This is a genomic window from Paraburkholderia sp. 32, from assembly GCF_050435345.1.
Taxonomy (GTDB): domain Bacteria; phylum Pseudomonadota; class Gammaproteobacteria; order Burkholderiales; family Burkholderiaceae; genus Paraburkholderia; species Paraburkholderia tuberum.
Window position 1 is genome coordinate 1,097,590 of record NZ_JBNDKD010000001.1, and the last position, 25,577, is coordinate 1,123,166.

Genomic DNA, 25,577 nt, shown 5'->3' on the forward strand with positions numbered 1-25,577 from the left:
AGCATTGGGCAAAGGCATCCACGGGCAAGACGTCAGCGACCCGGTATCGACACCCGAAGACGACGCGCCACACCACGCACCACCGCCGCGCGAAGTGACTTCGCTCGGCCTCTTTCTGATCTTCGCCCGCATCGGTCTGACGAGTTTCGGCGGCGGACTGAGCGGCTGGTTCATGCGCGAGTTCGTGCACGACCGCCACTGGATGAGCGAGGACGAATTTCTCAACGGCCTCGCGTTGTCGCAGGCGCTGCCCGGTGTCAACGTGAAGAATCTGGCAATCTGGATCGGCTACCGGCTGCTCGGCTGGCGCGGCGCTGTTGCGGGATTCTGCGGCATCATCTTTCCGGCGGCCGTCGTGATCATTCTGCTCGGCGCGTTCTTCTCGGCGATCGCATCGTTTCCGCTCACGCATATCGCGCTCGCTGGCGCCGCGGCCGGCGCGATCGGGCTGTCGCTGTCGATGGCGATCACCGCCGCACGCCGGCTGCCGCGCCGCGTGTTTCCGTATCTGGTGCTGCTCGCGACGTTCGCGGCCGCCGCGGTGTTTCGCGTGTCGCTGGTGTGGACCGTGCTGATCGCCGGCGCGTTGAGCGTCGGCTATGAATACGTGCGCGAGGCGCGCCAGCCCTGATCGGCTTTTATCGCCGCAAGTCAAACTCCACAAAAGCTTCTGCCGTGCTCAGAATTCTTATCGCCCTGTTTTCGGTGTTCGCGCCGCTGTCGATCGTCACCGTCGGTGGCGGGCAAGGGATCATCCCCGAAGTGCAGCGCCAGGTCGTCGACGTGCATCACTGGATGACCCATGCGCAATTTCTCAGCGACTTCGCGATCGCGCGGCTCGCGCCCGGTCCTGGCTCGCTGCTCGCGACGCTGATTGGCTATCAGGTCGGCGGACTCGGTGGCGCGCTCGTCGCGACCGTCGCGCTATTTGGGCCGACTGCGTTTCTGATGTATGGCGTCGTGCACGTATGGAACCGGCACGAAGGCGCGCGCTGGCTGAATGCGTTGCAGGCCGGGTTGCGGCCGGTGGCTGCCGGGTTGATTCTCGCGGCCGTCTATGTGCTGCTCAAGGAGCTCGAAGGCGGGTGGATTGCGTGGCTCACCGCGGCCATCGCGACCGTGCTCGTGATGACGACGCGTATCAATGCGTTGGTGCTGATCGCGGGCGGCGCGGTTGTGTTTGTGGTGGCGCATTTTGCGGGGTTGCTGTAGCGCGCCACCGGTACTTCTTCCTAGTTGTGTGTAATTCGCCTGATCGTACTGGTCACGAGATCCACGTAGAACAGGTCGCCATTCTGGCCCGCCTTCAGATCCACCGGTCCTCCCTGCAGACCCCTTGCGAAAGTCTGGGGCACATTGTTCGGAGGTTGCATGGTCCAGATGCATTGCCGCAGAAGATCACCAAAGTACAGTGCGTTTTTGAATTGAGCAGGGTAGGTTGTGCTCGTATCGTCGGTAAACCCGATCGCAGAGATGACACTGCCGTTCTGGTCCGGCCCTCCGCCGTTCCGCTTGCCGCCGCAGGTTCTTCCGCGACTGTCATCGGGTGAAATGTAGCTCGTGTGAGCGTACGCATAAAACGGCGCCGTGGCACCCACGAACTTTCCGCAGTAGCCCGTGTTTTGATAGTCGGGCTCGGGAGCCGCAGCGAAGTTGGCGCCAGGGCTCCATCCTTCGTAGCACGGCCAGCCGAAGTCTTGGCCGTCGACAGTGACATGATCGATTGCCTCCCAACTGTTCCAGCCCACATTGCCGATATACAGCTCGTCCGTACTACCAGGCAGGCGGGCGAACCGGAACGGATTGCGTAAGCCTTGCGCAACCAGGGCAACGCTTTGAGTTGTCGAACCCGGGTTCGTGATCCGGAGAACAGCGCCGTCGCTATAGGGAGACACGCCTTGACTGCGAAACGCGCCCTGCGGCAGATTCGTGCCATCGCCGCACGCAGTATCCAACTGTCCGTAGTCCACCTGATCGAAGCTCGCGCCCTCGCCAGCGCTAACGTACAGCGTTCTGTTGTCAACTCCGAAGACTAGTCCGCCAATACTGTGAGACGTGTAGAAAAAACACCACGTTTGATTGCCTGACCCTGCGGGAGGGAGGATCTTCGTTTCGGTCGTGCCCGCTCCCGCCGTTGTCAGCAGCGAAAGCTGGCCGTGAGTCAGAACGTTTCCGCTACAGGCGCCTGTAGCTGGAGGCGTCGTGTAAAGCACGTAAATTTTGCCGTCGTTCCGAGGATCGACCGCAATCCCGAGAAGTCCCCGGTCGACATCGTTGCAGACTTCATTGCTGAGGTCGGCAATCAACGTACAGGTAGGCGTCGCCAGGTCGCAATTCCAAACCCTGCCGCCTTTTTCGGCGATGAAGACCCTGGTCTGGCTTGCGTTGAAACTGATTGCCGTCGGCTGATTGAGACAACCGCTGTATAAAATCCGCTCTGTAAATCCCTTTGGAAGCACTGGCTGCGGCCTGGTCGTGGAGACGGGCTGACATATGACCGATTGCCCAATGGCGACGGAGGTCGGTACACCAGGGTTGCTGGGAGGATTGGCGTGCGCCGGATCGGCGAAACATGCCAACCCCAGCAGCGCTGCCAGTATGACGATCACGCGGGTCTGAGTTGCCCGCCAGAAAACACGGGGCGACACCTTATCCTCCTGTTCGCGAGTTGAATACAAAAACACCTGCAGACGTACGACCGGAGCATTGACTGCTGTATGTGCATCGCGATTCGCGAATTGTGAATGGTTGAATGATAGGACTCGTACCCGCGAATGGTGGCCAATTCTCTGCCGCCGCACGCCACCTCACGCAAGCCGCATAACGTCCACTCACGCGTTTTCCATGTTGAACTGGCGACGCTGGAATAGGTGGCCTCGTTCAACCGTCATCCTTGGATGGCGCCGCTTGGCGAGATCCTGCCCCACATTTTTTCGCGTTAAATGCCCTAGGACATTAATTTCCTCCCCCGTTTCTGCCGCACTATGGGAGATCAAGCGAGACGACGCCGACTCCTCACGGAGCCAGCATCCACCACGACATAGGAGCAGCGGTGATCGAGCAGTGGCGCGAGGCCGTGCGCGCGGTGCACGGCGTGGAATCGAAATACAAGCGGCTGGTCAAGGCGATTGCCGGCGACATCGAGAACACGACGCTGCCGCCGGGCGCGCGCCTGCCGCCGCAACGCGACGTCGCCGCCGAACTCGCGATCAGCGTGCAGACCGTGACCAACGCGTACAAGGAACTGGAGCGGCAAGGCCTGATCCGCTGCGAGGTCGGGCGCGGCAGCTTCGTCGCGGCGCGCGTCACCGAAACGATGTCGAGCTACATGCTCGATACGGCCGAGCGTTCGGTGGTCGACTTTTCGATCGCGCGCATCATTCACACGTCCGAGCATGACGCGATGTGGCGCAAGGTCTGCGCGACGCTGTCGACGCTCGACGATCAGCCGTGGATTCGCGCGTTCCGGCCGATCGCGGGCTTCGAGCATCATCGCCAGGCGGGTATTGCATGGCTCGCGTCGCTCGGCATGCCGGCTTCGGCCGATACGCTGCTCGTCACGAACGGCGCCGCCCACGGCATTTTTCTCGCGCTCGCTTCGCTGGTGGGGCCGGGCGACACCGTGCTGTGCGAAAGCCTGACGGATCACGGCGTGATAGGTTCGGCCAACGTGCTCGGCTTCACGCTGAAGGGCCTCGAGATCGACGAGTACGGCATTCACCCCGAGCATTTCGAGGAGATGTGCGACAGCGAGCGCATCTCGGCGCTCGTCTGCACACCGACGCTGAACAATCCGACCGTCGCGTTGATGCCCGATTCACGGCGTCGCGCGATTGCGAAAATCGCCGAACGTTATGGCGTATACGTGATCGAGGACGACGTGTACGGGCCGTTGCCGGCCAAACATTCCACGCCCATTTCGAGCCTGATTCCGGATCTTTCGTTCTACTGCACGAGTTTTACGAAGTCGGTGATGGCCGGCTTGCGCATCGGTTATATGACGACGCCGCGCCGGCTCGCGCTGCGCGCCGAGAGCGTGCTGCGCGTGAGCAGTTGGATGGCGACGCCGCCGATGGCCGAGGTCGCCACGCGCTGGGTTGTCGACGGCACGGCCGCGCGGCTCGTCGAAATTCAGCGCGAGCGGCTCGGGCGGCGTCAGTCGCAATTGCAGCAGACGCTCGGTAAATATGTGCTGGGCGCGCATCCGCAGGCGCTATCGGCGTGGCTGCGGGTGCCCGATCACTGGCGCACCGATCGGCTGGTGCGCGAACTGCGCAACCGCGACATCGCAGTCACGTCGCCCGATCCGTTTCTCGTGCGCGACGCCGACCGGCCCAACGCGGTGCGGGTTTGCGTCGGCGCCGAGGTCAGCGAAGACGCCTATAAAGCCGCGCTCGAAACGATGCGCGACGTGTTCGAGCAGTACCCGCAGGTGCACGATTTCACCTGATCGCGCCGGTGCGCGAATTGCGTAACGCTGACCGAAATGAACTAGGACAATAAAAATCCTTTTTTAGAACACTAGACTGGGCTGCATGGAAAGCGATGCGGTCGCGAGTCACTGCGTTTATCTGCGATAGCCGTGCCCGCATCGAATAGCGAATCGACCTCTTTGATGCAGGGCCTAGTGCATGTCCGTTCCATCGTTAGCCAATCTTTCGTTAGCCGACATTTACCGCGCGCGCAGCCGTATCGACGGTCGCGTATGCCGTACGCCGCTCGTCGAATCGCCGAGCCTGTCGGCGCACGCGGGCACGCCGGTTTATCTGAAGCTCGAAACCGTGCAGCCGACCGGCAGCTTCAAGCTGCGCGGCGCGACCAATGCGCTCGCGCAGTTGGCCGAGCAGGGCTGCACTCGCGTGGTGACCGCATCGACCGGTAATCATGGCCGCGCGCTCGCGCATGCGGCGCGCGCGCTCGGTATGGACGCGACCGTGTGTCTGTCGCGCCTCGTGCCCGCCAACAAGGTCGACGCGGTACGGGCGCTCGGCGCGCACGTGCGCATTACCGGCCAAAGTCAGGACGAGGCCGAGCACGAAGCATTGCGGCTCGCGCGTGAAGAAGGCTATGCGTACGTGCCGCCATTCGACGATCCGCGCGTGATCGCCGGACAGGGCACGATCGGGCTCGAAATCGTCGAGGCCTTGCCCGATGTCGCGAACATCGTGGTGCCGTTGTCGGGCGGCGGGCTGTTTGCCGGCATCGCGCTCGCGGCGAAAAGCACCAATCCTACGATTGGCTTGACAGGCGTCACGATGGCGCGCGGCGCCGCGATGCATGCGAGTCTCGCGGCCGGACGGCCGGTGCTGGTCGAGGAAGTCGACACGCTCGCCGATTCGCTCGGCGGTGGCATCGGACTCGAAAACCGCTATACGTATGCGCTGACGCGCGATCTGATCGACGAGACCGTGCTGCTCGACGAGGCGTCGATCGCGCGCGGCATCGCGCATGCGTATCGGCAGGAACGGCTCGTCGTCGAAGGCGCGGCGGCGGTGGGGATTGCCGCGGTGCTCGATCGCGCGCTGCCCGCTGAACGCATCGCGCGCGGGCCGCTCGTGCTCGTCGTGACGGGCGCGAACATCGATATGAATCTGCATCGGCGGATCATCGGCAACGAATCCTCGCAAGCCGCGCCGTCACCGAACTCACACACCCCATCATGACCTCGATCACGCTCCTTGGCGAAGCCGAGCTTCGCAAACTCGTGCCGCTCGATCTCGCGGCCATCGATCAGATCGAAGCCGCCTTTGTCGCGCTCGCGACCGAGGCGGTCGCGATGCCGCCGATCCTGCGGCTCGATCTGCCCGCGCATAACGGCGAAGTCGACGTGAAGACCGCGTGGCTGCCGCGCCTCGACAGCTTCGCGATCAAGGTCAGTCCAGGCTTCTTCGACAACCCGTCGCTCGGTCTGCCGAGCCTGAATGGTCTGATGCTGGTGTTATCGGCGAAGACCGGACTGACCGAAGCGGTGCTGCTCGACAACGGCTATCTGACCGCGATACGCACGGCGGCCGCCGGCGCGGTCGCGGCGCGCTGGCTCGCGAAAGCGCACACGCCGCAGGTCGCAGTGATCGGCGCGGGCGAGCAGGCGCGTCTGCAACTGCGGGCCTTGATGCTGGTGCGCCGCGTCGAACACATACGCGTCTGGGCGCGCGACGCGGCGAGCGCGCTGCGTTTCTCCGCGGAAGTGAACGACACGCTCGGCGTGCGATGTGATGTCGCGGCCAGCGTTCATGACGCGCTCGCCGAAGCGGACGTCGCGATGACCACCACGCCGAGCCGCACGCCGCTGATCGACGCCGCCGATCTGCATCCGGGCCTGCACATCACCGCGATGGGCTCGGACGCCGAGCACAAGAACGAAATCGCGCCGGCCGCGCTGGCGGCGGCGCGCTACGTGTGCGACCGCGCGCAGCAAACGCGCGTGCTCGGCGAACTGCATCACGCGCTCGCCGCGGGCACGATGCGTGACGATGCGGCGATCGTCGAATTGGGCCAGGTGATCGCGAAACAGGCCGCGGGCCGCACGAGCGACGCCGACGTGACGATCTGCGATCTGACCGGAACCGGCGCGCAGGACACCGCTATCGCCGCGCTCGCATTGCAGCGCGCGCGTGCCGCGAAGGCGGGAACGACATTTGGCAACGACGCGCCGCCTAAATGACGCGCGATGAACGGCAATACGCCGCGCAAGCGGCTCACGAAGGAGTAGCACAGATGCGGGCATCCCCGATTCAACCGACGGTCGATTTCAACGCCGACGGCGAACAGCATGGTTTCCTGAAGCTGCCTCATTCGCACGACGTCTCCGCATGGGGCGCGGAGATGATCCCCATCACCGTGATCCGCAACGGCGAGGGACCGACCGCGCTGCTAACGGGCGGCAATCACGGTGACGAATACGAAGGGCCGATTGCGCTGTCGAAGCTCGCCGCCACGTTGAAGGCGAGTGACGTACGCGGGCGCGTGATCATCGTGCCGTTCATGAATTTTCCGGCGTTTCGCGCGGGCACGCGCACGTCGCCGATCGATCACGGCAATCTGAATCGCAGCTTTCCGGGCAAGCCGGACGGCACCGTGACCGAGAAGATCGCCGATTATTTTCAGCGCTATCTGCTGCCGCTCGCCGACTATGTGCTCGATCTGCACGCGGGTGGCCGCACGCTCGACTTCGTGCCGTTCGCCGCGATTCACGTGCTGCCCGACACGACGCAGCAGGCGCGCTGCGAGGCAGCGATGCGCGCATTCGGCGCGCCGTACTCGATGCGGATGCTCGAACTCGACAGCGTCGGCCTTTACGACACGGCCGTCGAGGAAGCGGGCAAGGTGTTCGTGTCGACCGAACTCGGGGGTGGTGGCACGGCGACCGTGCACAGCGTGGCGATTACGGAGCGTGGCGTGCGCGGCTTTCTGCAGCATGCGGGAATCATCAGGCAAGACGAAGCAATGGGTCACTCGAGCGCGAGCGCGCCGCGCACGACGACGCTGCTCGATATGCCCGACGGCACCTGCTACACGACGAGCGAGCACGACGGCCTGCTCGAACTGTGCAAGGACCTCGGCGACATGGTCGACGGCGGCGAGGTGATCGCGCGGATCTACGACGCGAAGCGCACCGGCGCCGCGCCGATCGAATATCGCGCGCGACGCGGCGGCATGCTGGCCGCGCGGCATTTTCCGGGGCTCGTGCGGATTGGCGACACGGTTGCGGTGGTCGCCGACGTGCTCGAACGAGGCATACCGGTAACGCGTCTGAACGCGTGATGAAATTCGACCGCTACGATCTCGCGATTTTGCGCATTCTCGCGCGCGATGGACGCATCACGAAGTCGCGCCTCGCCGAAGAAATCAATCTGTCGATTTCGCCGGCATGGGAGCGCGTGAAGCGCCTCGAAGAAGAGGGCGTGATTCGCGGGTATCGCGCGGATATCGATTGGGTGCGCGCGTTCAAAGGCAGCCGCGTGGTGGTCGAGGTCACGCTCGCGCGTCATACCGCGCCGGACATGCGGCGCTTCGAGGAGCGCATCGCGGCCGCGCCCGAAGTCGTGCAATGCCTCGCGACGGGTGGCGGTGTCGACTATGTGATGCAGGTGTTGTCGCGCGATATCGACCACTATCAGCGCTTCATCGATACGTTGCTGACCGACGAATTGGGCATCGAAAAGTACTTCACCTATATCGTCACGAAGGTGGTGAAAAGCGGGGCCGAAGGCTTGCCCGAATGGGCGGAACAATCGATTGGCGAGAACGGCTGAGTGGCGCGCTACTTGCGGTCGACGTACGACGAAAAGCCCCACCCGAAAAAACGATAACCATGCGGCGAATTGCAGAAAAAACGTAGTCTTCGAGAAGCGACAACAAAAAAAACCGCAGTGCCGCCGGACCTACAGTGATAGCAGACATCGCACAGAGGAGGTCGTCATGTTGCTGGGTCATCCGGTCTTATTCAAATCGCTGTGCTACGTGGATGGACGCTGGGTTCATAGCGCGAGCGCCGCGAGCGTCGCGGTGCAGAATCCCGCGAATCAGGAAGTGCTCGGCCATGTGCCGATGCTCGACGCGGCGCAGATCACCGCGGCGGTCGATGCCGCGCAGCGCGCGTTCGACACGTGGCGCTGGGTGCCGGTCGCCAAACGTTCGGCGCTGCTGTTGCGCTGGCATGAGCTGATTCTGCGTCATCAGCAGGATCTCGCCGCGATTCTGTCGCTCGAACAGGGCAAGCCGCTTGCTGAAGCGCGCGGCGAAATTGCGTATGGCGCGAGCTTCGTCGAATGGTTCGCGCATGAGGTGCGGCGCCTGAATGGGCGCACGATTCCGACGCATATCGATGGCGCTCATCTGGGCACGATCATCGAGCCGGTCGGCGTGGCCGCGCTGATCACGCCGTGGAATTTCCCGTGCGCGATGCTCACCCGCAAGGCCGCCGCCGCGCTCGCCGCCGGTTGCACGGTGGTTGCGAAGCCCGCACACGAGACGCCGTTCTCCGCGCTCGCGCTCGCGCAACTCGCCGAAGAAGCGGGCTTTCCGGCCGGCGTGTTCAACGTCGTGCTCGGCGAGCCGCAAATGGCGATGGAAACGCTGGTTTCAGATAGCCGCGTGCGCTCGGTCAGCTTCACCGGCTCGACGCGTGTCGGCGCGCTAGTGATGCAAACGGCCGCACGGGCAGGCATCAAGAAGACCGCGCTCGAACTGGGCGGCAACGCGCCTTTCATCGTGACCGAAGATGCGGACTTCGAGCAGGCCGTGCGCGTCGCGGTCGCGGCGAAGTTCCAGACCTCGGGCCAGGACTGCTGCGCGGCAAACCGGATCTTCGTCGCGCGTTCGTTGTATGAAGCGTTCGTCGCGCGATATAGCGATGCCGTGAAGGCGTTGAAAGTGGGCGGCGCATTCGACCCGAACGTGGACGTCGGCCCGCTGATGCACCAGGCCGCGTTCGACACGACCGTGCAGCGCGTCGCCGACGCGCGTGAGAAGGGTGCGCGCGTCACGGTAGGCGGTGCGGCGCACGAGCGCGGCGGCTGGTTCTTCGAGCCGACCGTGGTCGCGGATGCGGCGCCCGGCATGCGCATTTACGACGAAGAAAATTTCGCGCCGATCTCGGCGGTCACGCCGTTCGATTCGCTCGACGAAGTGGTCGAACGCGCGAACGACACCGAGTATGGACTCGCCGCCTACGTGTGCGCGAAAGATCTGAACACCGTGTTTCAACTGATCCGCCGACTCGACTTCGCGATGGTGTCCATCAACGGCGCGAAGTTCACCGGCGCACCGATTCCGTTCGGCGGCATCAAGTCGTCGGGGCTTGGACGCGAAGGCGGCGTCGAAGGCTTCGAGCCGTTCGTCGAGACACGTTATTTCTGCCTTGGCCAGCTTGGCTTGCCGGTCAGCGACAGCGCCCCCGCTCGTGCCGCTGCACATGCGATGGCGACGGACGCAACGGCCTGAACCTACCGATTCATTCATCCAGACATCACACGAAGGAGCGACCCATGACTCAATTCGATCAACTGCTGAGCGCCGATCGCGCGCACTTCATGCATCCGTCGACGCACGCGCACGATCACGCGAGCGGCGCGCTGCCGGGCCGGATCGTGACCGGCGCGAAAGGTATCCGCATCGAGGACCATCAAGGCAAGACTTTTATCGATGCATTTGCCGGCCTTTATTGCGTGAACATCGGCTACGGCCGCACCGAAGTGGCCGAAGCGATTTACGAGCAGGCGAAGAAGCTCGCGTATTACCACACGTATGTCGGCCACTCGACCGATACGATCATCGAGCTGTCGTCGCGCATCATCGACTGGTCGCCGCAGGGCATGAAGAAGGTGTACTACGGCATGTCCGGTTCGGACGCGAACGAAACGCAGATCAAGCTCGTCTGGTACTACAACAATGTGAAGGGCCGCCCGAACAAGAAGAAGATCATTTCGCGCGAGCGCGGCTATCACGGCTCGGGCATCGTCACCGGCAGTCTCACGGGATTGCCGAGCTTCCACCAGTTCTTCGATCTGCCGATCGAACGCGTCAAGCATACCGTGTGTCCGCACTGGTATCGTCGCGCGCCGGCCGGTATGAATGAAACGCAGTTCGTCGCGTACTGCGTCGACGAACTCGAAAAACTGATCGCGCGCGAAGGCGCCGAGACGATCGCGGCCTTCATCGGCGAACCGGTGATGGGCACGGGCGGCATCGTACCGCCGCCGGCCGGTTACTGGCCCGCGATCCAGCAGGTGCTGAAGAAGCACGACATCCTGTTGATCTGCGACGAAGTGGTGTGCGGTTTCGGCCGGCTCGGCTCGAAGATGGGTGCACAGCACTACGGCATTCAACCCGATCTGATCACTGTCGCCAAGGGTTTGACGAGTGCTTACGCGCCGCTGTCCGGCGTGATCGTCAGCGAAGGCGTATGGGACGTGATCGATAAGGCATCGCAGGAATCGGGTGCGTTGGGGCATGGCTGGACCTATTCGGGCCATCCGATCTGCGCGGCGGCGGCGCTCGCCAACCTCGAGATTCTCGAACGCGAGAGCCTCATGCAGAATGCGGCGCAAACCGGCGCTTATCTGCTGGAGCAATTGCATGCGGCGTTCGACTCGCATCCGCTCGTCGGCGAAGTGCGCGGCGTGGGCATGCTGGCCGCGCTGGAGTTCATGGCCGACAAGGATGTCCGCACGCCGTTCGATGCGGCGCTGAAGGTCGGGCCGCGTGTGTCGGCTGCCGCGATGCAGCGCGGACTGATCGCGCGGGCGATGCCGCACGGCGACATTCTCGGCTTTGCGCCGCCGCTGGTGACGTCGCGCGGCGACGTGGACGAGATCGTGAAGCTGACGCGCGAGGCGGTGGATGAGGTGGCGTCGCAGGTGTTTGCGCCGGCTGCTTCGCTTTGATCAAGTGAGGTGAAGGAGAGCCCCGGCTGCTGTCTTGTCATGCGGTCGGGGTTTTTATTTGCTTCGTGCGGTAGTGGCGCCATAGCTTCATGATGGCCACATAGGCAAGCGCTGCCACGATCAATTCAATAGTCATCCACACCACGAAATACAAATCCTCGGGATCGCGAGTACCGAGCCAATCCGAAACACGCCACCATGCATGCGCTTCGCCTTCTGTCCACTCATTGGATAGTGGGATATAACGAGCTGATATAAAACACAACCCAATGAACAGCGCGACCTTGAATAGTCTACGGACAAGCGTTGCCATACGTGATGACCTCGATGACTGTCATTCGTTATCTCTCACTGTGCGCCTTGTTCGTCGATAGTGCCGCCATAGCTTCATGATCGCCACGTAAGCTAGAGTCGCCGCGATAAGATTCATCGCGACCGTCACCGCGAAAAATAGGTCATCGGGATCGCGGATACCAAGCCGGTTGGCCATATGTAGCCATGCAAGCTCCTGGCTTCTGGGCATCGGTATGGGGTACGTGTGAACGTAAGGCAGGAAAAGACGGAACAGGCCGCAAAACAGCACGACCTTGAAAAGTCTACGGACAAGTGTTGCCATACGTGATGACCTCAATAGTTCCGTATGCCCGCAGGCCCGAACTGCGCGCGGGGATGGTGACAGTATGCAGAAGCGCGTTTCGGATTCTCATGAAATCGCGATAGCTCGGCAGTGTGATGCAGCCAAGTGAAATACCGCGGCCGCCTGCCGGATGCAACCGGAACTGCCCGCGCTTAATTCCATTAACCCAGGTTATGTCGTCAACGCTGCCATCATCCCGGTACAACGCGAACCACTCTTCGTGATGGGACGGACGGCCGACGATTGTATTCAGGCTGTCTTTCGCCTGCCCGTAAAGCCGAGAGCCGATGCCGCCCGTGGGCCGGTCTACGATCCAGTATTTTCCGGCAGGTATCGGGCCGCTATTCGGCACCGCCGTGCATCCGCCCCGATTCAGGTATTGGTCATTACCAGAAAAGGCGTTGAATGTTCCAATCCCGAAAATGGTCAGCGGTGACAGAGGTTCGTTATTCACTAAAAACTTTCCCATATAAGCCATTTTTCAAGCCCCTTATTCGCGCTCATTCCACGAGTCTGTGTATTTGATGTTGCCATCAAGGTAATGCCACGTGATACGGTCATACATCATGGAGACCGATTCAACGTGATTGAGTGAGGACGCCTGCGCCAGCTTGGTATTGGCCATGCCGGGGCTGATGCCGCACACTTTCCCGCCTTCGAGCGTCATCGCAAAATAGACTTCTTCTTTTCCTGCATCGTTGATGCGATACCACTTGATCTCCGCAGACGTCAGGCGTTTGCCCCTTCGCCACGGCCTTGTAAAGATAGGGCGTTGCTGCATCAAACTCTTTTTCAAACGAAACCGGGGAGTGCGTGCGCCGGTAATTCTCCCGTTGGCGTTATCGACCGGCAGGTTAACGCCGTGACCGAAACTGATGAGTTCAATTCTTCCTTCCCGATCCTGAACGGTTGACGAACCCTTGATATCTGCACCGCCATCATCCTTTAGCCCATCGGCTTATACACAATTTCCAGCGTGACCGCCGACACGTAACTTCTGCAATGTCTTGGCAGCGATATGAACCTCTTTGAGTCCCAGCCAAATAGCTTTCGCGCCGGGTTCGCCATCGCCCTTGCGGCCGAGGAATCCGCCCAAGCGCGCGATCAAGCGCAGCACCTCGTTGAGCTTGGGCTTGGCCGGCTGCTTGACGTCGGTCAGCAAATACGCGCCGCGAATTTCATCGACATCGAAGAACAGTTCGGCATCCAGATCGGGGCAACTGCGGCCCATGTGCATCAGATGGACGATTCGCCAAGCCACGACCAGAAACAGCGCCAGCGCGCGTTCGAGCCGTTCGATCGCGCCCAGTTGCAGCGCCTCGACTCGGCAACCGTTCTTCAGCACGTTGAACAAGATCTCGATTTCCCAGCGCGCCCGATACCAGTCGATCAGTTCAATCGCTTCCTGCAGCGTCCTGGCTTCGCGGTTGGTCAGCAAGCGCCATTCGATCGGCTTGACGCCGTCTGGTGCATCAAACTCACGCGCCACCAGACACGTGGCCGCTACGCTTTGACCAACGCCTGCCGGCAGTTCGATGCGCCGCAACCATACGTGCTGGCGCACCTGGCGCGCCTTCACGCCGTGACGCGAGCCCATCGTGAAGGCAATCTCGCCGAGCGGTGCGCCTTCTGTCGTCGCCGTCCAAAGCTTAGCTCCCTCGGGCAGCGAGCGGTCGTGGGTCGAGCGAATCAGCCAATCCGCCGGCGTGCCCAACTCCTGCGCCCGCACCATCAGCGCGAGCATGTCTGCCTCGCGATCGGCGACGTACACCAGTCGCGTGTGCGGCAGGCTCGATGCCGTTTCCGCTACCCGCTCGTAACCCTCGATCCAGCGCAGGCTTTCCTTGAGCCCGCCGCGCTTGCCCTGCGCGTCCTTGGGCTCACGCGCCCACATCCACGCGTCGAGTACACCCAGCGGCACCCGCTCAGGTGTCACCGCATAGGTCGGATGCAAATACATTCCGCGCTGCATCTCGTAAGACAGTGGCCCAAGGCCCGCGGCCTGCCGGCCGTTGAAATCCAGTTCCGTGGTGTCCTGCAGGCACAACACGACCGACTGGGCGGCCATTCGTTGCTCGGTCTGCCGCCAGTGCGGCTCCAGAATCGCACTCCACTGGACCTCGCCGTTGTCGAAGAAGCGGTACGCCGCCATCGTCTCGCCCCAGCCCCGACACGCCTGCGGCACGCCAGCCGTCGGCTTGGCCGCCAATCGTTCCATCAATGTCCTTGCTCGCTTGTTCAAGCGCGCGTCGCCAAGGTCGAGCCCAGCAAATTCGGTTTCCGTCCAGCACGGTGCTTCCAGGGCCAAGGCGTTCACGCAAAAAGCAAGAGTAAACGCGACGCGCCGAAAGTTTACAAGCCCCGGTCGATCTCATTGCTCGACGACGGTTTGTTCCGGCCTACGGTGCGGAGGGCAGACTTGTGTATAAGACGATGCCTTTAGCCACATATGTGCGGGGATGCCCATGCTGAGTAAATGCTCCTTTGATTGAAAGCAGCGGTGATTTTCGGGAAAGGCGCACCTTGTCTGAGCGGCGCCTTCGCTACGCTGCCCCTAATGATGGACGACCGGACAGTGATTCAAGGCAAAGAAAAATGTAAATTGACAACAATTAACGATCGCTAGGCGCAAAAAAAAAGCCCGCCTTGAAGGGCGGGCTCGCAGTGTGCCTGGTTCGCCGTCGAGGATTAATTGCAGCGGCCGGCGGCTTTATTGCATCGAGCGTCAGCGTGCGACCGAGTCGCCATAATGCCGATCCGGAATCACAACGATATTGCCAACAAAGCGCTTTTCCATGAACCGCGTCTGCGCATCATGAAACTTCGACAACGGATAAGTCGCCGCCAGAACCGGCCGGATCGTCCCGTTCTGAATATAGTCGAGCACGCGTTTGAACGCACCGCGCGTGCCCTGCGACGATCCATTCAACTGCAACTGCTTCAGATACATCGTGCGCAGATCGAGCTGCACGACCGGACCTGCGATCGCGCCCGCGGTCGTATATCGCCCCTCGGGCCGCAGTACGTTCAGCAGCTTGCCGAACAGCGCCCCGCCGACAAGATCGGCGACTACATCGACGGCCCGCCCCTCGGTCATCCGTTCGACGTCCGCGACGAAATCGCTACTATCGCGCAGCATCACCCCTTGCGCGCCGAGCGCTATCACGGCCTCTTCCTTACCCTTGCTGACCACCGCATACGGAATCGCGCCGCGCGCGCGGCATAGCTGGATGATGGCCGAGCCGACGCCGCCGGACGCGCCGGTAATCAGCACCGTTTCGCCGTGCTTGACGGCCGCGCGTTCGATCATTTGCTCGCCGGTGTGATAAGCGCACCAGAACGTGGCAAGTTCGGCGTCGGAATAGCTGGAGTCGACCCGATGCGCGTTTTCCGCGGGCACGGCCGTGTATTCGGCGTAGCCGCCGTCGCCGCCGTGGCCGATGTAGTCGATATCGGCGAGGCTGTCGTCGTCGCGGTTGTAGATCGACGCGTCGACGATCACGCGCTCGCCGATACGCGCGTCGCTGACGCCGCGACCCACCGCGACCACGCGTCCGACGATATCCGCGCCCTGAATGCGCGGAAACGTCAGCGTCGAGCGGCCGCGTCGCCACGTCGACACCGCTTGCGGATCGTCGTCGGTGCCGTAGGCGCCCTGGCGGACCCACACGTCGGTATTGTTGAGACCGCATGCGGTGACGTCGATCAGTACCTCGCCAGCCGCGCACGAGGGAACCGGCACGTCGTCGCGATAGACCAGTTTGTCGAGGCCACCGTGCGCGGTCAGCACGACGGCCTTCATCGTTTTCGGAAGCATGTTTCCCCTTTCGTTGAAACGGGCGTCGTGCTTAGCGAGTTCACGCGGGCACGACGCCCGCGCAATCACGGTTTGACGAACAGCTTGCGTGGCGTCCTGCAAAAGGTCTCGACGCCGGTCCGCGTAATCAGAATGCTCTCGGTGATTTCGAGGCCCCAGTCGTCGAGCCACAGGCCCGGCATGAAATGAAACGTCATGCCGGGTTCGAGGACCGTCTTGTCCCCAGGGCGCAGGCTCATCGTGCGCTCGCCCCAGTCCGGCGGATAGCTCGCGCCGATCGGATAGCCGCAGCGGCTGTTCTTCTCGATGCCGTATTTATGCAGCACCGCGAAAAACGCATTGGCGATGTCCTCGCAGGTATTGCCGGGCTTCGCCGCGGCGAGCCCGGCCTCGATCCCTTCGACCACCGCACGCTCGCCCTCGATGAAATGCTTCGGCGGCTTGCCGAGGTAGACGGTGCGCGACTGCGGGCAGTGATAACGCTTGAAGCAGCCGGCAATTTCGAAGAACGTGCCGGCGTCCTTCGCGAACGGCGTGTCGTCCCAGGTCAAATGCGGGGCGGCCGCGTCGGCGCCGGTCGGCAGCAGCGGCACGATCGCCGGATAGTCGCCGCCATAACCGTCGATGCCGGTAATGCCTGCCGAGTAGATCTCCGCGACGAGGTCGTTCTTGCGCATGCCCGGCTCGATTCGCTCGACGATGTGCGCGTGCATCTTCTCGACGATGCGCGCGGCCACGCGCATGTACTCGATCTCGCGCGCGGATTTGACCGCGCGTTGCCAGTTGACGAGGCCGGTTGCGTCCTGCCATTTCGAGTCCGGCAAATGCGCGACGAGCGAGCGATAAGCGGCGGCGCTGAAATAGTAGTTGTCCATTTCGACGCCGATCTTCGCGTTGGCCCAGCCGCGTGCGGCGATCACGTCGCGCGCGAGGTAGTCCATCGGATGACGCGCGGTGGATTGCACGTAATGATCCGGATAGCCGACGATCTGATCGTGCTGCATGAAGACGGTGCGCTTGGCACCGTTCGCGTCCTGACCGCGGCCGAACCAGACCGGCTCGCCATCCAGCGCGAGCAGCACGCACTGATGCACGTAAAACGACCAGCCGTCGTAGCCGGTGAGCCAGGCCATATTGGTCGGGTCCGACACGATCAATAGTTCGATGCCGGCCGCCTGCATGGCCTTGCGCGTTTTCGCGAGACGCGCGGCGTATTCGTCGCGTTCGAACGGCAGGCGCACGACGGGCGCCGCGATTCGCGATTCGTGTTGCGTCGTATCTGACATCTTCCCCTCTCTCTGAGCGTGACGTCGTTGCGGAAAGTGGCGCCCGGTGCAAGTGAACGGGGCGTCCACGGGTATCTCTCGCCGCAGTCTAATGCCGCGAAAAAACGCCGCTGAATGTGCTAGTTCAATGTTCGTGACGTTGTCGACGGACGCTGGATGTTTGTTGCAGTGCACGCTGCGCCGCCCTTGTCCGCGCGTAAAAAGAATTGTTCTAGAGCAATCTGGATCGCAAATATGGCTGCGTATTCTGGTTCGCACTACATGTACGACGAACGGGATCGAATCGATATGAACACCGCGCGAGTCACCGATCTGTTGAGCGCTTCAGGCATCGCCCCGGCAAGTCTTTCCTCCGAGGAGCGCGCGGTCGCCTCCGCAAGCACACCGGCGCGCCGAGACGAAAGCCCGGCGAGCAAGCCATTGATCCGGCTCGACCGGATCACGAAACGATATGGCGCGCTGACCGTGCTCGACGAACTGTCGCTCGACGTGATGCCCGGCGAGAAGCTCGCACTGATCGGTCCGTCGGGATCGGGCAAGACGACGATCCTGCGCATCCTGATGACGCTGGAAACGATCGACGGCGGTCATATCGAAGTGGACGGCGAACAGCTGTTCCATATGCCGCGCGGCGGCCAGATAGTGCCCGCGAACGAACGGCATCTGCAAAAGATGCGCGAGAAGATCGGCATGGTGTTTCAGCACTTCAATCTGTTTCCGCACAAGAGCGTGCTCGACAACGTGACGCTCGCGCCGATGCTGACGAAGGGCGAGAGCCGTGAGTCGGCGCAGAGGCGCGCGCTCGAACTGCTCGACATGGTCGGCATGGCCGATAAGGCGAAGAGCCGTCCGGCGCAACTGTCGGGCGGGCAGAAACAGCGCGTGGCGATCGCGCGGGCGCTCGCGCTCGCACCGCGGATCATGCTGTTCGACGAGGTGACGTCCGCGCTCGACCCTGAACTCGTCGAGGAAGTCCTGAACGTGATGCAGCGGCTCGCGCGTGAGACCGATATGACGATGCTGCTCGTCACGCACGAAATGGGCTTCGCGCACGACTTCGCCGACCGCGTGCTGTTCTTCGATCGCGGCAGGATCGTCGAGGAAGGTAAGCCCGAAGACATCTTCACGCATCCGACGCACGAGCGGACTCAGACGTTCCTGCGCAAGATCCTCGCCGCGGGACATCGAATCTGAGCAGAGCCGTAAGAGATTGCTTTTCCCACGCTGCACGTCACTCACTACTACGCCATACCACTACGCCTTAGGAGCCAAAAATCATGAAGCTAAAGGGGATTCTGATTGCGGGAGGGTTGTCGCTGCTGACGCTCGCGAGCCTCGCACATGCCGCCGACGACAAGCTCACGCAGCTGCGCCAGCAAGGCTTCGCGCGGATCGCGATCGCGAACGAACCGCCTTTCACCGCAGTCGGCGCCGACGGCAAGGTGACGGGCGCGGCGCCTGATGTCGCGCGCGCGGTGTTCAAGAAGCTCGGCGTCAACGACGTCGTCGCGTCGGTCTCCGAGTATGGCGCGATGATTCCGGGCCTCGCGGCCGGGCGGCATGACGCGATAGCGGCGGGGCTGTTCATGACGCCGCAGCGTTGCGCGGCTGTCGCCTATTCGCAGCCGGTGCTGTGCGCGGTCGAAGCGTTCGCGGTCAAGAAAGGCAACACGAAGAGCATCAAGACCTACGAGGAAATCGCGAAAGATCCGAAGGCGGTGCTCGGTGTGGAAGGCGGCACGACCGAACAGAAGCTCGCGACCGCCGCGAACATTCCGACCGATCGCGTGATCATCGTGCCGGACGGGCAAAGCGGTCTGAAGATGCTGCAGGACGGCCGCATCGACATATTCGCGTTGCCGCTGCTGTCGATCACCGATCTGCTCTCAAAGGCGAAAGACCCGAACCTCGAATCGATCGCGCCGGTGCAGAACACGCCGGTGCAGTGCGACGGCGTCGCGTTCCGCAAGCAGGACACCGCGCTGCGCGATGCATTCGACGTCGAGCTGAAGAAGATGAAGGAGTCCGGCGAGTTCGCGAAGATCGTCGAGCCCTATGGCTTCTCGGCGAAGGCGGCAATGTCGACGAGCCGCGAGAAACTGTGCGCGGCGAAGAACTGAGTCCGCGATAAGACGCCATGCGCGCAACGCGATAGCGCGCATGGCCCATGACACATTGTGCGCGAGGTGCGTCGATGAACCACTGGTCCGGCTATTTGCAGCTGATTCTGCAGGGAGCGCAGACGACCGTCGAACTGACGCTGATGGGCGCGGTCCTCGCGCTCGTGATGGCATTCGTCGCTGGACTCGGGCGCCTGTCGCGTTTCTTCGTGGTGCGGGCATTGGCCACGTCGTATATCGAGTTTTTTCGCGGCACCTCGATATTCGTGCAGCTGTTCTGGGCGTATTTCGTGTTGCCGATGGCCGGCCTCACGCTGACGCCGCTGCAGGCCGGCGTGCTCGCGCTCGGTTTGAACGTCGGCGCGTATGGCGCTGAAGTGGTGCGCGGCGCGGTCGCCGCGATCGGCCACGAGCAGCGCAGCGCCTGCATTGCGCTGAATCTTTCCCGCTATCAGCGCATGCGGCACGTGATCTTGCCACAGGCCTTGCCGCTGATGCTGCCCACGTTCGGCAACAACGCGATCGAGCTGCTGAAGGGCACGGCCGTCGTGTCGCTGATCTCGCTCGGCGACATGACGTTCCAGGCGCAGGTGGTGCGCTCGCAAACCGGCAATACGTTGATCCCGTTCGCGACGATTCTCGCGCTGTACTTCGCCATGGCCTGTCTGATCTCGTTCGGCATGCGCAAGCTGGAAAGCCGGATGAGTTTCGGTCTCGACCGCATCAGGAGATAGACGAATGGAATGGGACTGGAGCTTCGTGCGCGAGATTCTGCCGACCCTGCTGCAAGGTTTGGAGATCACCGTGCTCGCCACTTTGCTAGGCGCGGTGGTGGCGGCCGTGGTCGGCATGGCGATTGCCATTTTGCGGCTGGCGCCGAATCGCGCGGTGTCGCGCGCCACGTCGGCGATCGCGAGTTTTATTCGCGGCACGCCGCTGCTCGTGCAGTTGTACTTCGTGTTCTACGTGCTGCCCGACATCGGCATACGGATGCCGGCGCTCGCAGCCGGTGTGCTCGCAATCGGCGTGCATTACGCGACGTATGCGGCCGAGGTTTATCGCGCCGGCATCGAAAACATTCCGCGCGGGCAATGGGAAGCAGCAAAGGCCTGCAACCTGAGTCCCGCGCAAACGTGGCAGCACGTGATCCTGCCCGAAGCGGTGCCGCCGATGGTGCCCGCGCTCGCCAATTATCTGATCTCCATGTTCAAGGAGACGCCGTTACTGTCGGCGATCACGGTCCTCGAATTGATGAATCAGGCAAAGATCATCGCGAATACGGATTACCGCTATCTGGAACCGATGACGCTTGTCGGCGTGCTGTTCCTGATCATCAGCCTGATCGCGGTGGCCGGTGTGCGACTCCTTGAAAAGCGTTTTCCGGCTCCGGGGCATTGAACGATGCAAATAACTATTCGACAGTTCGAGCGCGCGCCGCATCTGATCGAACGCGCTTTCGACAAACGTATCGGCCTCCTGATTCTCGCAACCGATCACACGACCGAGCCGGACTTCGCGGCACTCGTCGCAAACGAGCGTATCGGCATCTATGTGAATCGCGTGCCGTATGCGAACCCGGTGACGCCCGACAATCTGCGCGCGATGCAGCCATCGCTGAGCGCGGGCGCGGCGCTGATCCTGCCCGACGAAACGCTCGACGTCGTGATGTATTCGTGCACGTCGGCATCCGTGATGATCGGCGATGCGCAGATCGAGCGCGCCATTCATGCGGCGAAGCCATCGGCCAAAGTCGTCACCCCGACCGCTGCCGCGGTCACTGCGCTGAGCACGCTGGACGCGCGGCGTATCAGCGTGCTGACGCCGTACACCGCCGAAACCAGTCGGCCGATGTTCGAGTACTTTGCCGCGCAAGGCTTTGCGATCGACCGCTTCTCATGCCTGGGTCTGACCGACGACCGGGAGATGGCACGGATTTCGCACGACGATATCGTCGCCTTCGCGCGCGACGCGACAGCGCCCGACTCCGATGCGCTGTTTATTTCGTGCACTGCGGTGAGAGCTGCGCCGATCATCGCGCGAATCGAAGCCGCCATCGGCAAGCCGGTAGTGAGCAGCAACCTCGCGACCGCGTGGATGTGTTTGCGCCTTTGCGGCGAGAACGAGGCGAGGCCACAGCAGGGTCATTTGATGACGCTGCCGTTGCTGATGCGCTGAGAGCACTGCGCGACGCCAATCATGTTGTTTTTCCCGAACGCGCGCGACGCGTCGCCGACGCACGCGTACGGATTACCGCATCCGTTGCGGGCTTTATGGAAAACCCCGATGCCTGCATCGTCCTAGAACATCGTTGCAGGCGCGGGTCGCCGGTATCGTGGATTCGGGCGACGTTGCCTGTGTCGCATAGAAACATCCCAGGAGAAGACATGCACTACGTACATTCATGGACCGCGCAGAGCGCGCAACCGCAGGCGCGCAGCTTGCTGCGACGCGCAATCGCGGCGTCGGCACTCGGAAACGCAACCGAGTGGTTCGACTACGGTATTTACGCCTACGGCCTGAGCTATATTTCGGCCGCGTTGTTTCCCGGCAGCACCGCGCAGGCCACGTTGTTCGCGCTCGCGACGTTCGCCATTTCGTTTCTCGTGCGTCCGCTTGGCGGCCTGTTCTGGGGGCCGCTCGGCGATCGCCTCGGCCGCAAGCACGTACTCGCGTTGACGATCATCCTGATGTCGGTCGCAACGCTGCTGGTCGGACTCGTGCCGACTTACGCGAGCATCGGCTGGTGGGCACCGGTTATCCTCGTCGTTCTGCGGATGATCCAGGGCTTTTCGACGGGCGGCGAATATGGCGGCGCGGCGACTTTCATGGCCGAGTACGCGCCGGACAATAAGCGCGGCTTTTGTGGCAGCTTCCTCGAATTCGCGACGCTGTCGGGCTTCTCGCTCGGCGCGTTTCTGATGCTCGGTTGCTCCGTCGTGCTCGGCAACACGGCAATGCATGCGTGGGGATGGCGTCTGCCGTTTCTGATTGCGGCGCCGCTCGGCCTGATCGGTTTCTATCTGCGCTCCAGGCTCGAAGACACGCCGGTTTTTCGCGAGCTCGAACAAACGATGCACAAGGAGCAGCATAGCTGCGTCACGCTGAAGGCATTGCTGCGCGACTATTGGAAACCGCTGATCCAACTCGGCGGACTCGTGGTTGCTTTGAATGTCGTCAACTACGTGCTGCTCGCCTATATGCCGACTTTCATGCAGAAGCAGCTCGGCATGAGCGACAACATGTCCCTGCTCGTGCCGCTGATCGGCATGCTCGCGATGATGGTGTTTCTGCCGTTCGCGGGCACGTTCTCGGATCGCGTGGGACGCAAGAACGTCTGGTGGTTTTCGCTGATAGGCCTGTTCGTCGCGGCGATTCCGATGTTCCTGCTGATGAAGCTCGGCGTGGCGGGCGCGTTCATCGGCTTTGCGGTGCTCGGGCTGTTGTACGTGCCGCAACTGGCCAGCATCTCGGCGATGTTCCCCGCGATGTTTCCGACCCAGGTCCGTTACGCGGGGATGGCGATTGCGTATAACGTGTCGACGTCGATTTTCGGCGGCACGGCGCCGATGGCGAACGAATGGCTGGTCGCGCATACGGGCAATGCGCTGGTGCCCGCTTATTACATGATGGCCGCGTGCGTCGTGGGGGCGATTGCGTTGATCTACGTGCCTGAAACGCGCGGGTGTTCGTTGCGCGGGCAAGGCATTCCGGGGAAGCAGGAAGTGATTGTTTGAAGTGACATGGCGTGGCCAACCGCGTATCGATGCAGTTTGGCCACGCGCGTTTGATTGAGCGTTTATTTCAGCTGGCTTTGCGCGAGCCTCGACTTCAGCAGTTCGTATTTCTCCCGCGACGTATCAGCGAACGCCGCCTCACGACTCGAACGCGTATCGTCGAATGGAATCGGTTCGGCAAACTGGCTGACCGTCAGATCCCATCTGCTGCCGTCGATCAGGTTGTAGAAGTGCGTGCCCCCCGACGTACGCGTCGTCAGAATCTCGCCGCCGAAATAGTCCTGCATGATCAGAGACGTAACGCTGCAATGATTCTGCCCGGGATTCGTCGACGACCACGCGTGCGTGGGGCTCGACGTATCGCCGGCCCATACGCGTGCAAGGACGCGGTATAGATCGATGGGCGTCGCAAAGATCTTCGATACGGCAGGCGTCTGTGCTTCCTGTGTCATGGCGGCAATCCTTCGTTCGATGAGCGGAAAAGGTCGTGGAAAACAAAAAAAGCCCCGTCGTTGCCGGCGGGGCTTTCTGGCGCATGTCGCTGCGAATGATGTCTAGCGGCGTATGCGTATGCGAGTCCCCACAGGCAGTCCCACGCGGGCATGCGCATGACGATGCTTTGCAGTCGGGCGGTACGTGAGGGCTTGCATAGCGAGCGAGTGTGCCTTCGATTGCGCGACGCGTCAACGAATCATCGATAACTGCGTCGCGCTGACCGTGCTTACGACTTCGCGCCGCTCAGGATCGCGAGGCTCGGGCAGTAGTGCGTCGCGCTCAGATACGCGGCCTGCTGCGAGCGCACGCCTGCGCTGCTCGACGTCGGCGGATCGATGAATACCTGCGCGTTGTTCGATCCCGCAGGTGCCGTCAGCGTCATCGTTACTGGGGATAGAAATGAACGTGGCGCGCGTCGAATCAGGCGTTCGACCGCGGATGGCTTGCGCCGATGTGCTTCAACGCAATTCAACCGCCGGACAGAACCGTGTCCTCGACTTCGTAGCGCTCATTGCCAACTGAAATCAGATTGATGCCGGCATGCTTGCGCGTCAGCGTGTCGCCGGGCATCGGCCGATCGCTCGCGGACGCGGCCGTGCCGACTACCCGGCCGTTGACGCCGAAGAAAATCGCCCGCGTGGCGCCATCGGGCCAGTAGACCACGACCGTAGTCGATCGATCGCCGTGATGCACGACGCCGAACTTGCACATCGTTTTGGTCTGTCCGTTGCCGCGCTCGCACGGCAACGTGCCGCTCGCGCTGATAGGCGATTCCTTCACGGGCCCGTGGTCGTTCTGCGAGCCGGCCTGAGCGCTTTCAGTCGAAATCGAAATCAGCGTCACGCCTTCCGCTTCGCCGACCACACGCGCGTGCCGCCGATGCCCGACGATCGCGCGCACGGCGGCGCTGTCGCGCGAGCCCGGACAGCCGACCAGCATCGCCATATGGTCGAGATAGTTCACGGTCGCGGCCGACTCGCCGAGCCGCCGGCATGCATCGCCCGAGTGCGGATAGCCATCGCCGAGCACGACGAACGACGCGGGCCATTCGAACGGTTTCTCCATGCCAGCGGCCTGCGCGGAAGTCGAAGCGCAGGCGGCACCGAAAGCCATCGCCGCAATCGCCGCGTACGGCGCCGAAGCAAAAGACCGGATCGTGCGTCGCATCGAAGTTCTCCTCGGCTTGCTCACGCTCGAGCCGCGCCGGCCGCCAACGCGGCCTGCGCCCGCTGCAGCCACTCGCGATTATGCTCGCGCGCGTGGCGCGGCCAATGTTTGGCGTCCTGCACGATTTCCGCATAGAGCGCGCCGGCGCGGCGGCGGTCCGCATCTTCCGGTTGCGCGGCGAGCCAGTCGGCGAACAGGCAGCGCGGCGCGACGTCGGTCGCGCAGGTCAGCGCCTGTTCGAATGCCGCGCGTGCGCCCGGCGCATTCCGCGCGGCCAGCGTGCGCGCGTTCAGCAGCGCCGGCTCGCCCTGGTTGCGTGCCCGCGGATTGACCGAGAACAGATCCGCCAACGTCGCATCCGCGGCCGTGTAGTCGCCGAGCGCGAACTGCGAGCGCGCGAGACCGAGCAGCAGCGCAGGATCGTTTGCAAATGGGCCGTTCGCCGCGGTCTGGAAATGTTCGAGCGCTTCGCGCGGATTGCCGGCCGCGAGCAAGGCCTCGCCGAGCCGCATCCGATGCTGCACGGTCGGCGCGCGGTCGAAATCGGCGCGCGCTTCACGCAGCGCGCGATTCGGATCGACGAATTGCGTGATCGCCTGCGTGGCCACCCGCGCGCCGCGCGAGTGGCGCAGATCCGGCAGATAGATCGCGAAGAAGTACACGATGCTGCCGAGCAGCGGAAAAGCAAACAGAATGAATAGCCAGTAGATGCCCTGGTTATTGCGCATCGCGTGGACGGCGAAAAAGATCGCGATGAAAACGTGAAGACCAATTCCAAAAAAGTAGGGCATATCGATTCAACCTTCGAGCATGAGGAAAAGCGCGCCGCGAGCCCGTCATTGGCGTAACCGGGCCCTAATGCAGCGAACCGACCCGCAGATACGCGAATAGAAGCGACAACGCCACGACGATCACGCCGGTGGCAATGACGAGA

The 25,577-nt window shown here is 62.5% G+C and carries 27 protein-coding genes; 15 read left to right on the top strand and 12 right to left on the bottom strand.

Annotation, left to right across the window (positions count from 1 at the left end):
• The first annotated feature begins 4 nt into the window (after positions 1-4).
• A complete protein-coding gene (locus OKW26_RS05200; RefSeq protein WP_429352891.1) occupies positions 5-631 on the top strand; it encodes a chromate transporter in 627 nt (208 codons plus the stop codon).
• A gap of 44 nt (positions 632-675) precedes the next feature.
• Positions 676-1,212: a chromate transporter gene (locus tag OKW26_RS05205; protein WP_429352892.1), complete on the top strand. Its 537-nt coding sequence runs from the start codon at positions 676-678 to the stop codon at positions 1,210-1,212.
• Positions 1,213-1,232: 20 nt separating this feature from the next.
• Here the strand turns inward: OKW26_RS05205 and OKW26_RS05210 are convergent, their stop codons facing one another.
• Positions 1,233-2,648: a PQQ-dependent sugar dehydrogenase gene (locus OKW26_RS05210; protein ID WP_429352893.1), complete on the bottom strand. Its 1,416-nt coding sequence runs from the start codon at positions 2,646-2,648 to the stop codon at positions 1,233-1,235.
• A gap of 404 nt (positions 2,649-3,052) precedes the next feature.
• Between OKW26_RS05210 and OKW26_RS05215 the strand changes: the two genes are divergently transcribed.
• The 7 genes from OKW26_RS05215 (at position 3,053) to OKW26_RS05245 (ending at position 11,387) form a co-directional block, all read left to right on the top strand.
• On the top strand, positions 3,053-4,450 hold the full coding sequence (locus OKW26_RS05215; protein WP_429352894.1) for a PLP-dependent aminotransferase family protein: 1,398 nt from the start codon (positions 3,053-3,055) through the stop codon (positions 4,448-4,450).
• A gap of 181 nt (positions 4,451-4,631) precedes the next feature.
• Entirely contained in the window at positions 4,632-5,663 is a 1,032-nt protein-coding gene (gene eutB / locus OKW26_RS05220; RefSeq protein ID WP_429352895.1) for a hydroxyectoine utilization dehydratase EutB, read from the top strand.
• A complete protein-coding gene (locus OKW26_RS05225) occupies positions 5,660-6,664 on the top strand; it encodes a cyclodeaminase (protein ID WP_429352896.1) in 1,005 nt (334 codons plus the stop codon). The genes eutB and OKW26_RS05225 overlap by 4 nt, the downstream gene beginning before the upstream one ends.
• Before the next feature lie 53 nt (positions 6,665-6,717).
• Positions 6,718-7,764 carry a N(2)-acetyl-L-2,4-diaminobutanoate deacetylase DoeB gene (gene doeB, locus OKW26_RS05230; RefSeq protein WP_429352897.1) on the top strand — a complete coding sequence of 349 codons (1,047 nt, stop codon included), beginning with the start codon at positions 6,718-6,720 and terminating at the stop codon, positions 7,762-7,764.
• The gene (locus OKW26_RS05235) at positions 7,764-8,255 is read left to right on the top strand and encodes an Lrp/AsnC family transcriptional regulator (RefSeq protein WP_429352898.1); all 492 of its coding nucleotides are present in this window, start codon (positions 7,764-7,766) and stop codon (positions 8,253-8,255) included. Before doeB ends, OKW26_RS05235 begins: the two co-directional genes overlap by 1 nt.
• A gap of 166 nt (positions 8,256-8,421) precedes the next feature.
• A complete protein-coding gene (locus OKW26_RS05240) occupies positions 8,422-9,945 on the top strand; it encodes an NAD-dependent succinate-semialdehyde dehydrogenase (protein ID WP_429352899.1) in 1,524 nt (507 codons plus the stop codon).
• Between the two features lie 44 nt (positions 9,946-9,989).
• A complete protein-coding gene (locus OKW26_RS05245; RefSeq protein WP_429352900.1) occupies positions 9,990-11,387 on the top strand; it encodes an aspartate aminotransferase family protein in 1,398 nt (465 codons plus the stop codon).
• A 37-nt stretch (positions 11,388-11,424) separates the two neighbouring features.
• Here OKW26_RS05245 and OKW26_RS05250 read toward each other — a convergent pair whose 3' ends face one another.
• From OKW26_RS05250 to doeA, 7 genes are all read right to left on the bottom strand, one after another.
• On the bottom strand, positions 11,425-11,700 hold the full coding sequence (locus OKW26_RS05250) for a hypothetical protein (RefSeq protein ID WP_429352901.1): 276 nt from the start codon (positions 11,698-11,700) through the stop codon (positions 11,425-11,427).
• Positions 11,701-11,721: 21 nt separating this feature from the next.
• On the bottom strand, positions 11,722-12,003 hold the full coding sequence (locus OKW26_RS05255) for a hypothetical protein (protein WP_429352902.1): 282 nt from the start codon (positions 12,001-12,003) through the stop codon (positions 11,722-11,724).
• The gene (locus OKW26_RS05260; protein ID WP_429352903.1) at positions 11,984-12,502 is read right to left on the bottom strand and encodes a DUF2778 domain-containing protein; all 519 of its coding nucleotides are present in this window, start codon (positions 12,500-12,502) and stop codon (positions 11,984-11,986) included. The genes OKW26_RS05255 and OKW26_RS05260 overlap by 20 nt, the downstream gene beginning before the upstream one ends.
• A gap of 12 nt (positions 12,503-12,514) precedes the next feature.
• Entirely contained in the window at positions 12,515-12,949 is a 435-nt protein-coding gene (gene tssD / locus OKW26_RS05265) for a type VI secretion system tube protein TssD (protein WP_429354177.1), read from the bottom strand.
• A 33-nt stretch (positions 12,950-12,982) separates the two neighbouring features.
• The gene (locus tag OKW26_RS05270) at positions 12,983-14,332 is read right to left on the bottom strand and encodes an IS4 family transposase (RefSeq protein WP_429352904.1); all 1,350 of its coding nucleotides are present in this window, start codon (positions 14,330-14,332) and stop codon (positions 12,983-12,985) included.
• Positions 14,333-14,749: 417 nt separating this feature from the next.
• A complete protein-coding gene (locus OKW26_RS05275) occupies positions 14,750-15,841 on the bottom strand; it encodes an alcohol dehydrogenase family protein (RefSeq protein WP_429352905.1) in 1,092 nt (363 codons plus the stop codon).
• Between the two features lie 65 nt (positions 15,842-15,906).
• On the bottom strand, positions 15,907-17,127 hold the full coding sequence (gene doeA, locus OKW26_RS05280; RefSeq protein WP_184061528.1) for an ectoine hydrolase DoeA: 1,221 nt from the start codon (positions 17,125-17,127) through the stop codon (positions 15,907-15,909).
• A gap of 288 nt (positions 17,128-17,415) precedes the next feature.
• Here doeA and ehuA point away from each other — a divergent pair, with 288 nt between their 5' ends.
• The 6 genes from ehuA to OKW26_RS05310 all read left to right on the top strand — a co-directional run bounded on the left by ehuA (position 17,416) and on the right by OKW26_RS05310 (position 22,981).
• Complete coding sequence (ehuA, locus tag OKW26_RS05285; protein ID WP_429354178.1) at positions 17,416-18,321, top strand: ectoine/hydroxyectoine ABC transporter ATP-binding protein EhuA; 906 nt, start codon at positions 17,416-17,418, stop codon at positions 18,319-18,321.
• An 83-nt stretch (positions 18,322-18,404) separates the two neighbouring features.
• Complete coding sequence (ehuB, locus tag OKW26_RS05290; RefSeq protein ID WP_429352906.1) at positions 18,405-19,247, top strand: ectoine/hydroxyectoine ABC transporter substrate-binding protein EhuB; 843 nt, start codon at positions 18,405-18,407, stop codon at positions 19,245-19,247.
• 74 nt (positions 19,248-19,321) lie between these two features.
• Positions 19,322-19,981, top strand: coding sequence for an ectoine/hydroxyectoine ABC transporter permease subunit EhuC (gene ehuC, locus OKW26_RS05295; RefSeq protein WP_018423791.1), 660 nt, complete (start codon positions 19,322-19,324; stop codon positions 19,979-19,981).
• A 4-nt stretch (positions 19,982-19,985) separates the two neighbouring features.
• Positions 19,986-20,645, top strand: a complete 660-nt coding sequence (gene ehuD / locus OKW26_RS05300) for an ectoine/hydroxyectoine ABC transporter permease subunit EhuD (RefSeq protein ID WP_184061530.1) — start codon at positions 19,986-19,988, stop codon at positions 20,643-20,645.
• A 3-nt stretch (positions 20,646-20,648) separates the two neighbouring features.
• On the top strand, positions 20,649-21,422 hold the full coding sequence (gene eutA / locus OKW26_RS05305; protein WP_429352907.1) for an ectoine utilization protein EutA: 774 nt from the start codon (positions 20,649-20,651) through the stop codon (positions 21,420-21,422).
• A 209-nt stretch (positions 21,423-21,631) separates the two neighbouring features.
• Positions 21,632-22,981, top strand: a complete 1,350-nt coding sequence (locus OKW26_RS05310) for an MFS transporter (protein WP_184061532.1) — start codon at positions 21,632-21,634, stop codon at positions 22,979-22,981.
• Between the two features lie 62 nt (positions 22,982-23,043).
• On the opposite strand, the gene OKW26_RS05315 is transcribed toward OKW26_RS05310, so the two are convergent.
• The 4 genes from OKW26_RS05315 to OKW26_RS05330 form a co-directional block, all read right to left on the bottom strand.
• Complete coding sequence (locus OKW26_RS05315; RefSeq protein WP_429352908.1) at positions 23,044-23,433, bottom strand: YunG family protein; 390 nt, start codon at positions 23,431-23,433, stop codon at positions 23,044-23,046.
• 269 nt (positions 23,434-23,702) lie between these two features.
• The gene (locus OKW26_RS05320) at positions 23,703-23,858 is read right to left on the bottom strand and encodes a hypothetical protein (protein WP_167368682.1); all 156 of its coding nucleotides are present in this window, start codon (positions 23,856-23,858) and stop codon (positions 23,703-23,705) included.
• Between the two features lie 86 nt (positions 23,859-23,944).
• Positions 23,945-24,643 carry a hypothetical protein gene (locus OKW26_RS05325; RefSeq protein ID WP_429352909.1) on the bottom strand — a complete coding sequence of 233 codons (699 nt, stop codon included), beginning with the start codon at positions 24,641-24,643 and terminating at the stop codon, positions 23,945-23,947.
• A gap of 20 nt (positions 24,644-24,663) precedes the next feature.
• Positions 24,664-25,434, bottom strand: coding sequence for a tetratricopeptide repeat protein (locus OKW26_RS05330; protein WP_187610654.1), 771 nt, complete (start codon positions 25,432-25,434; stop codon positions 24,664-24,666).
• Positions 25,435-25,577 lie beyond the last annotated feature (143 nt).

Coding starts and splice junctions, on each gene's coding strand:
- OKW26_RS05325 (WP_429352909.1), bottom strand. CDS start 24,643: ATGCGACGCACGATCCGGTCTTTTGCTTCGGCGCCGTACGCGGCGATT.
- OKW26_RS05235 (WP_429352898.1), top strand. CDS start 7,764: ATGAAATTCGACCGCTACGATCTCGCGATTTTGCGCATTCTCGCGCGC.
- OKW26_RS05320 (WP_167368682.1), bottom strand. CDS start 23,858: ATGACGCTGACGGCACCTGCGGGATCGAACAACGCGCAGGTATTCATC.
- ehuA (WP_429354178.1), top strand. CDS start 17,416: ATGAACACCGCGCGAGTCACCGATCTGTTGAGCGCTTCAGGCATCGCC.
- OKW26_RS05240 (WP_429352899.1), top strand. CDS start 8,422: ATGTTGCTGGGTCATCCGGTCTTATTCAAATCGCTGTGCTACGTGGAT.
- OKW26_RS05275 (WP_429352905.1), bottom strand. CDS start 15,841: ATGCTTCCGAAAACGATGAAGGCCGTCGTGCTGACCGCGCACGGTGGC.
- OKW26_RS05255 (WP_429352902.1), bottom strand. CDS start 12,003: ATGGCAACACTTGTCCGTAGACTTTTCAAGGTCGTGCTGTTTTGCGGC.
- doeB (WP_429352897.1), top strand. CDS start 6,718: ATGCGGGCATCCCCGATTCAACCGACGGTCGATTTCAACGCCGACGGC.
- OKW26_RS05260 (WP_429352903.1), bottom strand. CDS start 12,502: ATGGCTTATATGGGAAAGTTTTTAGTGAATAACGAACCTCTGTCACCG.
- ehuB (WP_429352906.1), top strand. CDS start 18,405: ATGAAGCTAAAGGGGATTCTGATTGCGGGAGGGTTGTCGCTGCTGACG.
- OKW26_RS05250 (WP_429352901.1), bottom strand. CDS start 11,700: ATGGCAACGCTTGTCCGTAGACTATTCAAGGTCGCGCTGTTCATTGGG.
- OKW26_RS05225 (WP_429352896.1), top strand. CDS start 5,660: ATGACCTCGATCACGCTCCTTGGCGAAGCCGAGCTTCGCAAACTCGTG.
- doeA (WP_184061528.1), bottom strand. CDS start 17,127: ATGTCAGATACGACGCAACACGAATCGCGAATCGCGGCGCCCGTCGTG.
- OKW26_RS05245 (WP_429352900.1), top strand. CDS start 9,990: ATGACTCAATTCGATCAACTGCTGAGCGCCGATCGCGCGCACTTCATG.
- OKW26_RS05315 (WP_429352908.1), bottom strand. CDS start 23,433: ATGACACAGGAAGCACAGACGCCTGCCGTATCGAAGATCTTTGCGACG.
- ehuD (WP_184061530.1), top strand. CDS start 19,986: ATGGAATGGGACTGGAGCTTCGTGCGCGAGATTCTGCCGACCCTGCTG.
- eutA (WP_429352907.1), top strand. CDS start 20,649: ATGCAAATAACTATTCGACAGTTCGAGCGCGCGCCGCATCTGATCGAA.
- OKW26_RS05330 (WP_187610654.1), bottom strand. CDS start 25,434: ATGCCCTACTTTTTTGGAATTGGTCTTCACGTTTTCATCGCGATCTTT.
- ehuC (WP_018423791.1), top strand. CDS start 19,322: ATGAACCACTGGTCCGGCTATTTGCAGCTGATTCTGCAGGGAGCGCAG.
- OKW26_RS05310 (WP_184061532.1), top strand. CDS start 21,632: ATGCACTACGTACATTCATGGACCGCGCAGAGCGCGCAACCGCAGGCG.
- eutB (WP_429352895.1), top strand. CDS start 4,632: ATGTCCGTTCCATCGTTAGCCAATCTTTCGTTAGCCGACATTTACCGC.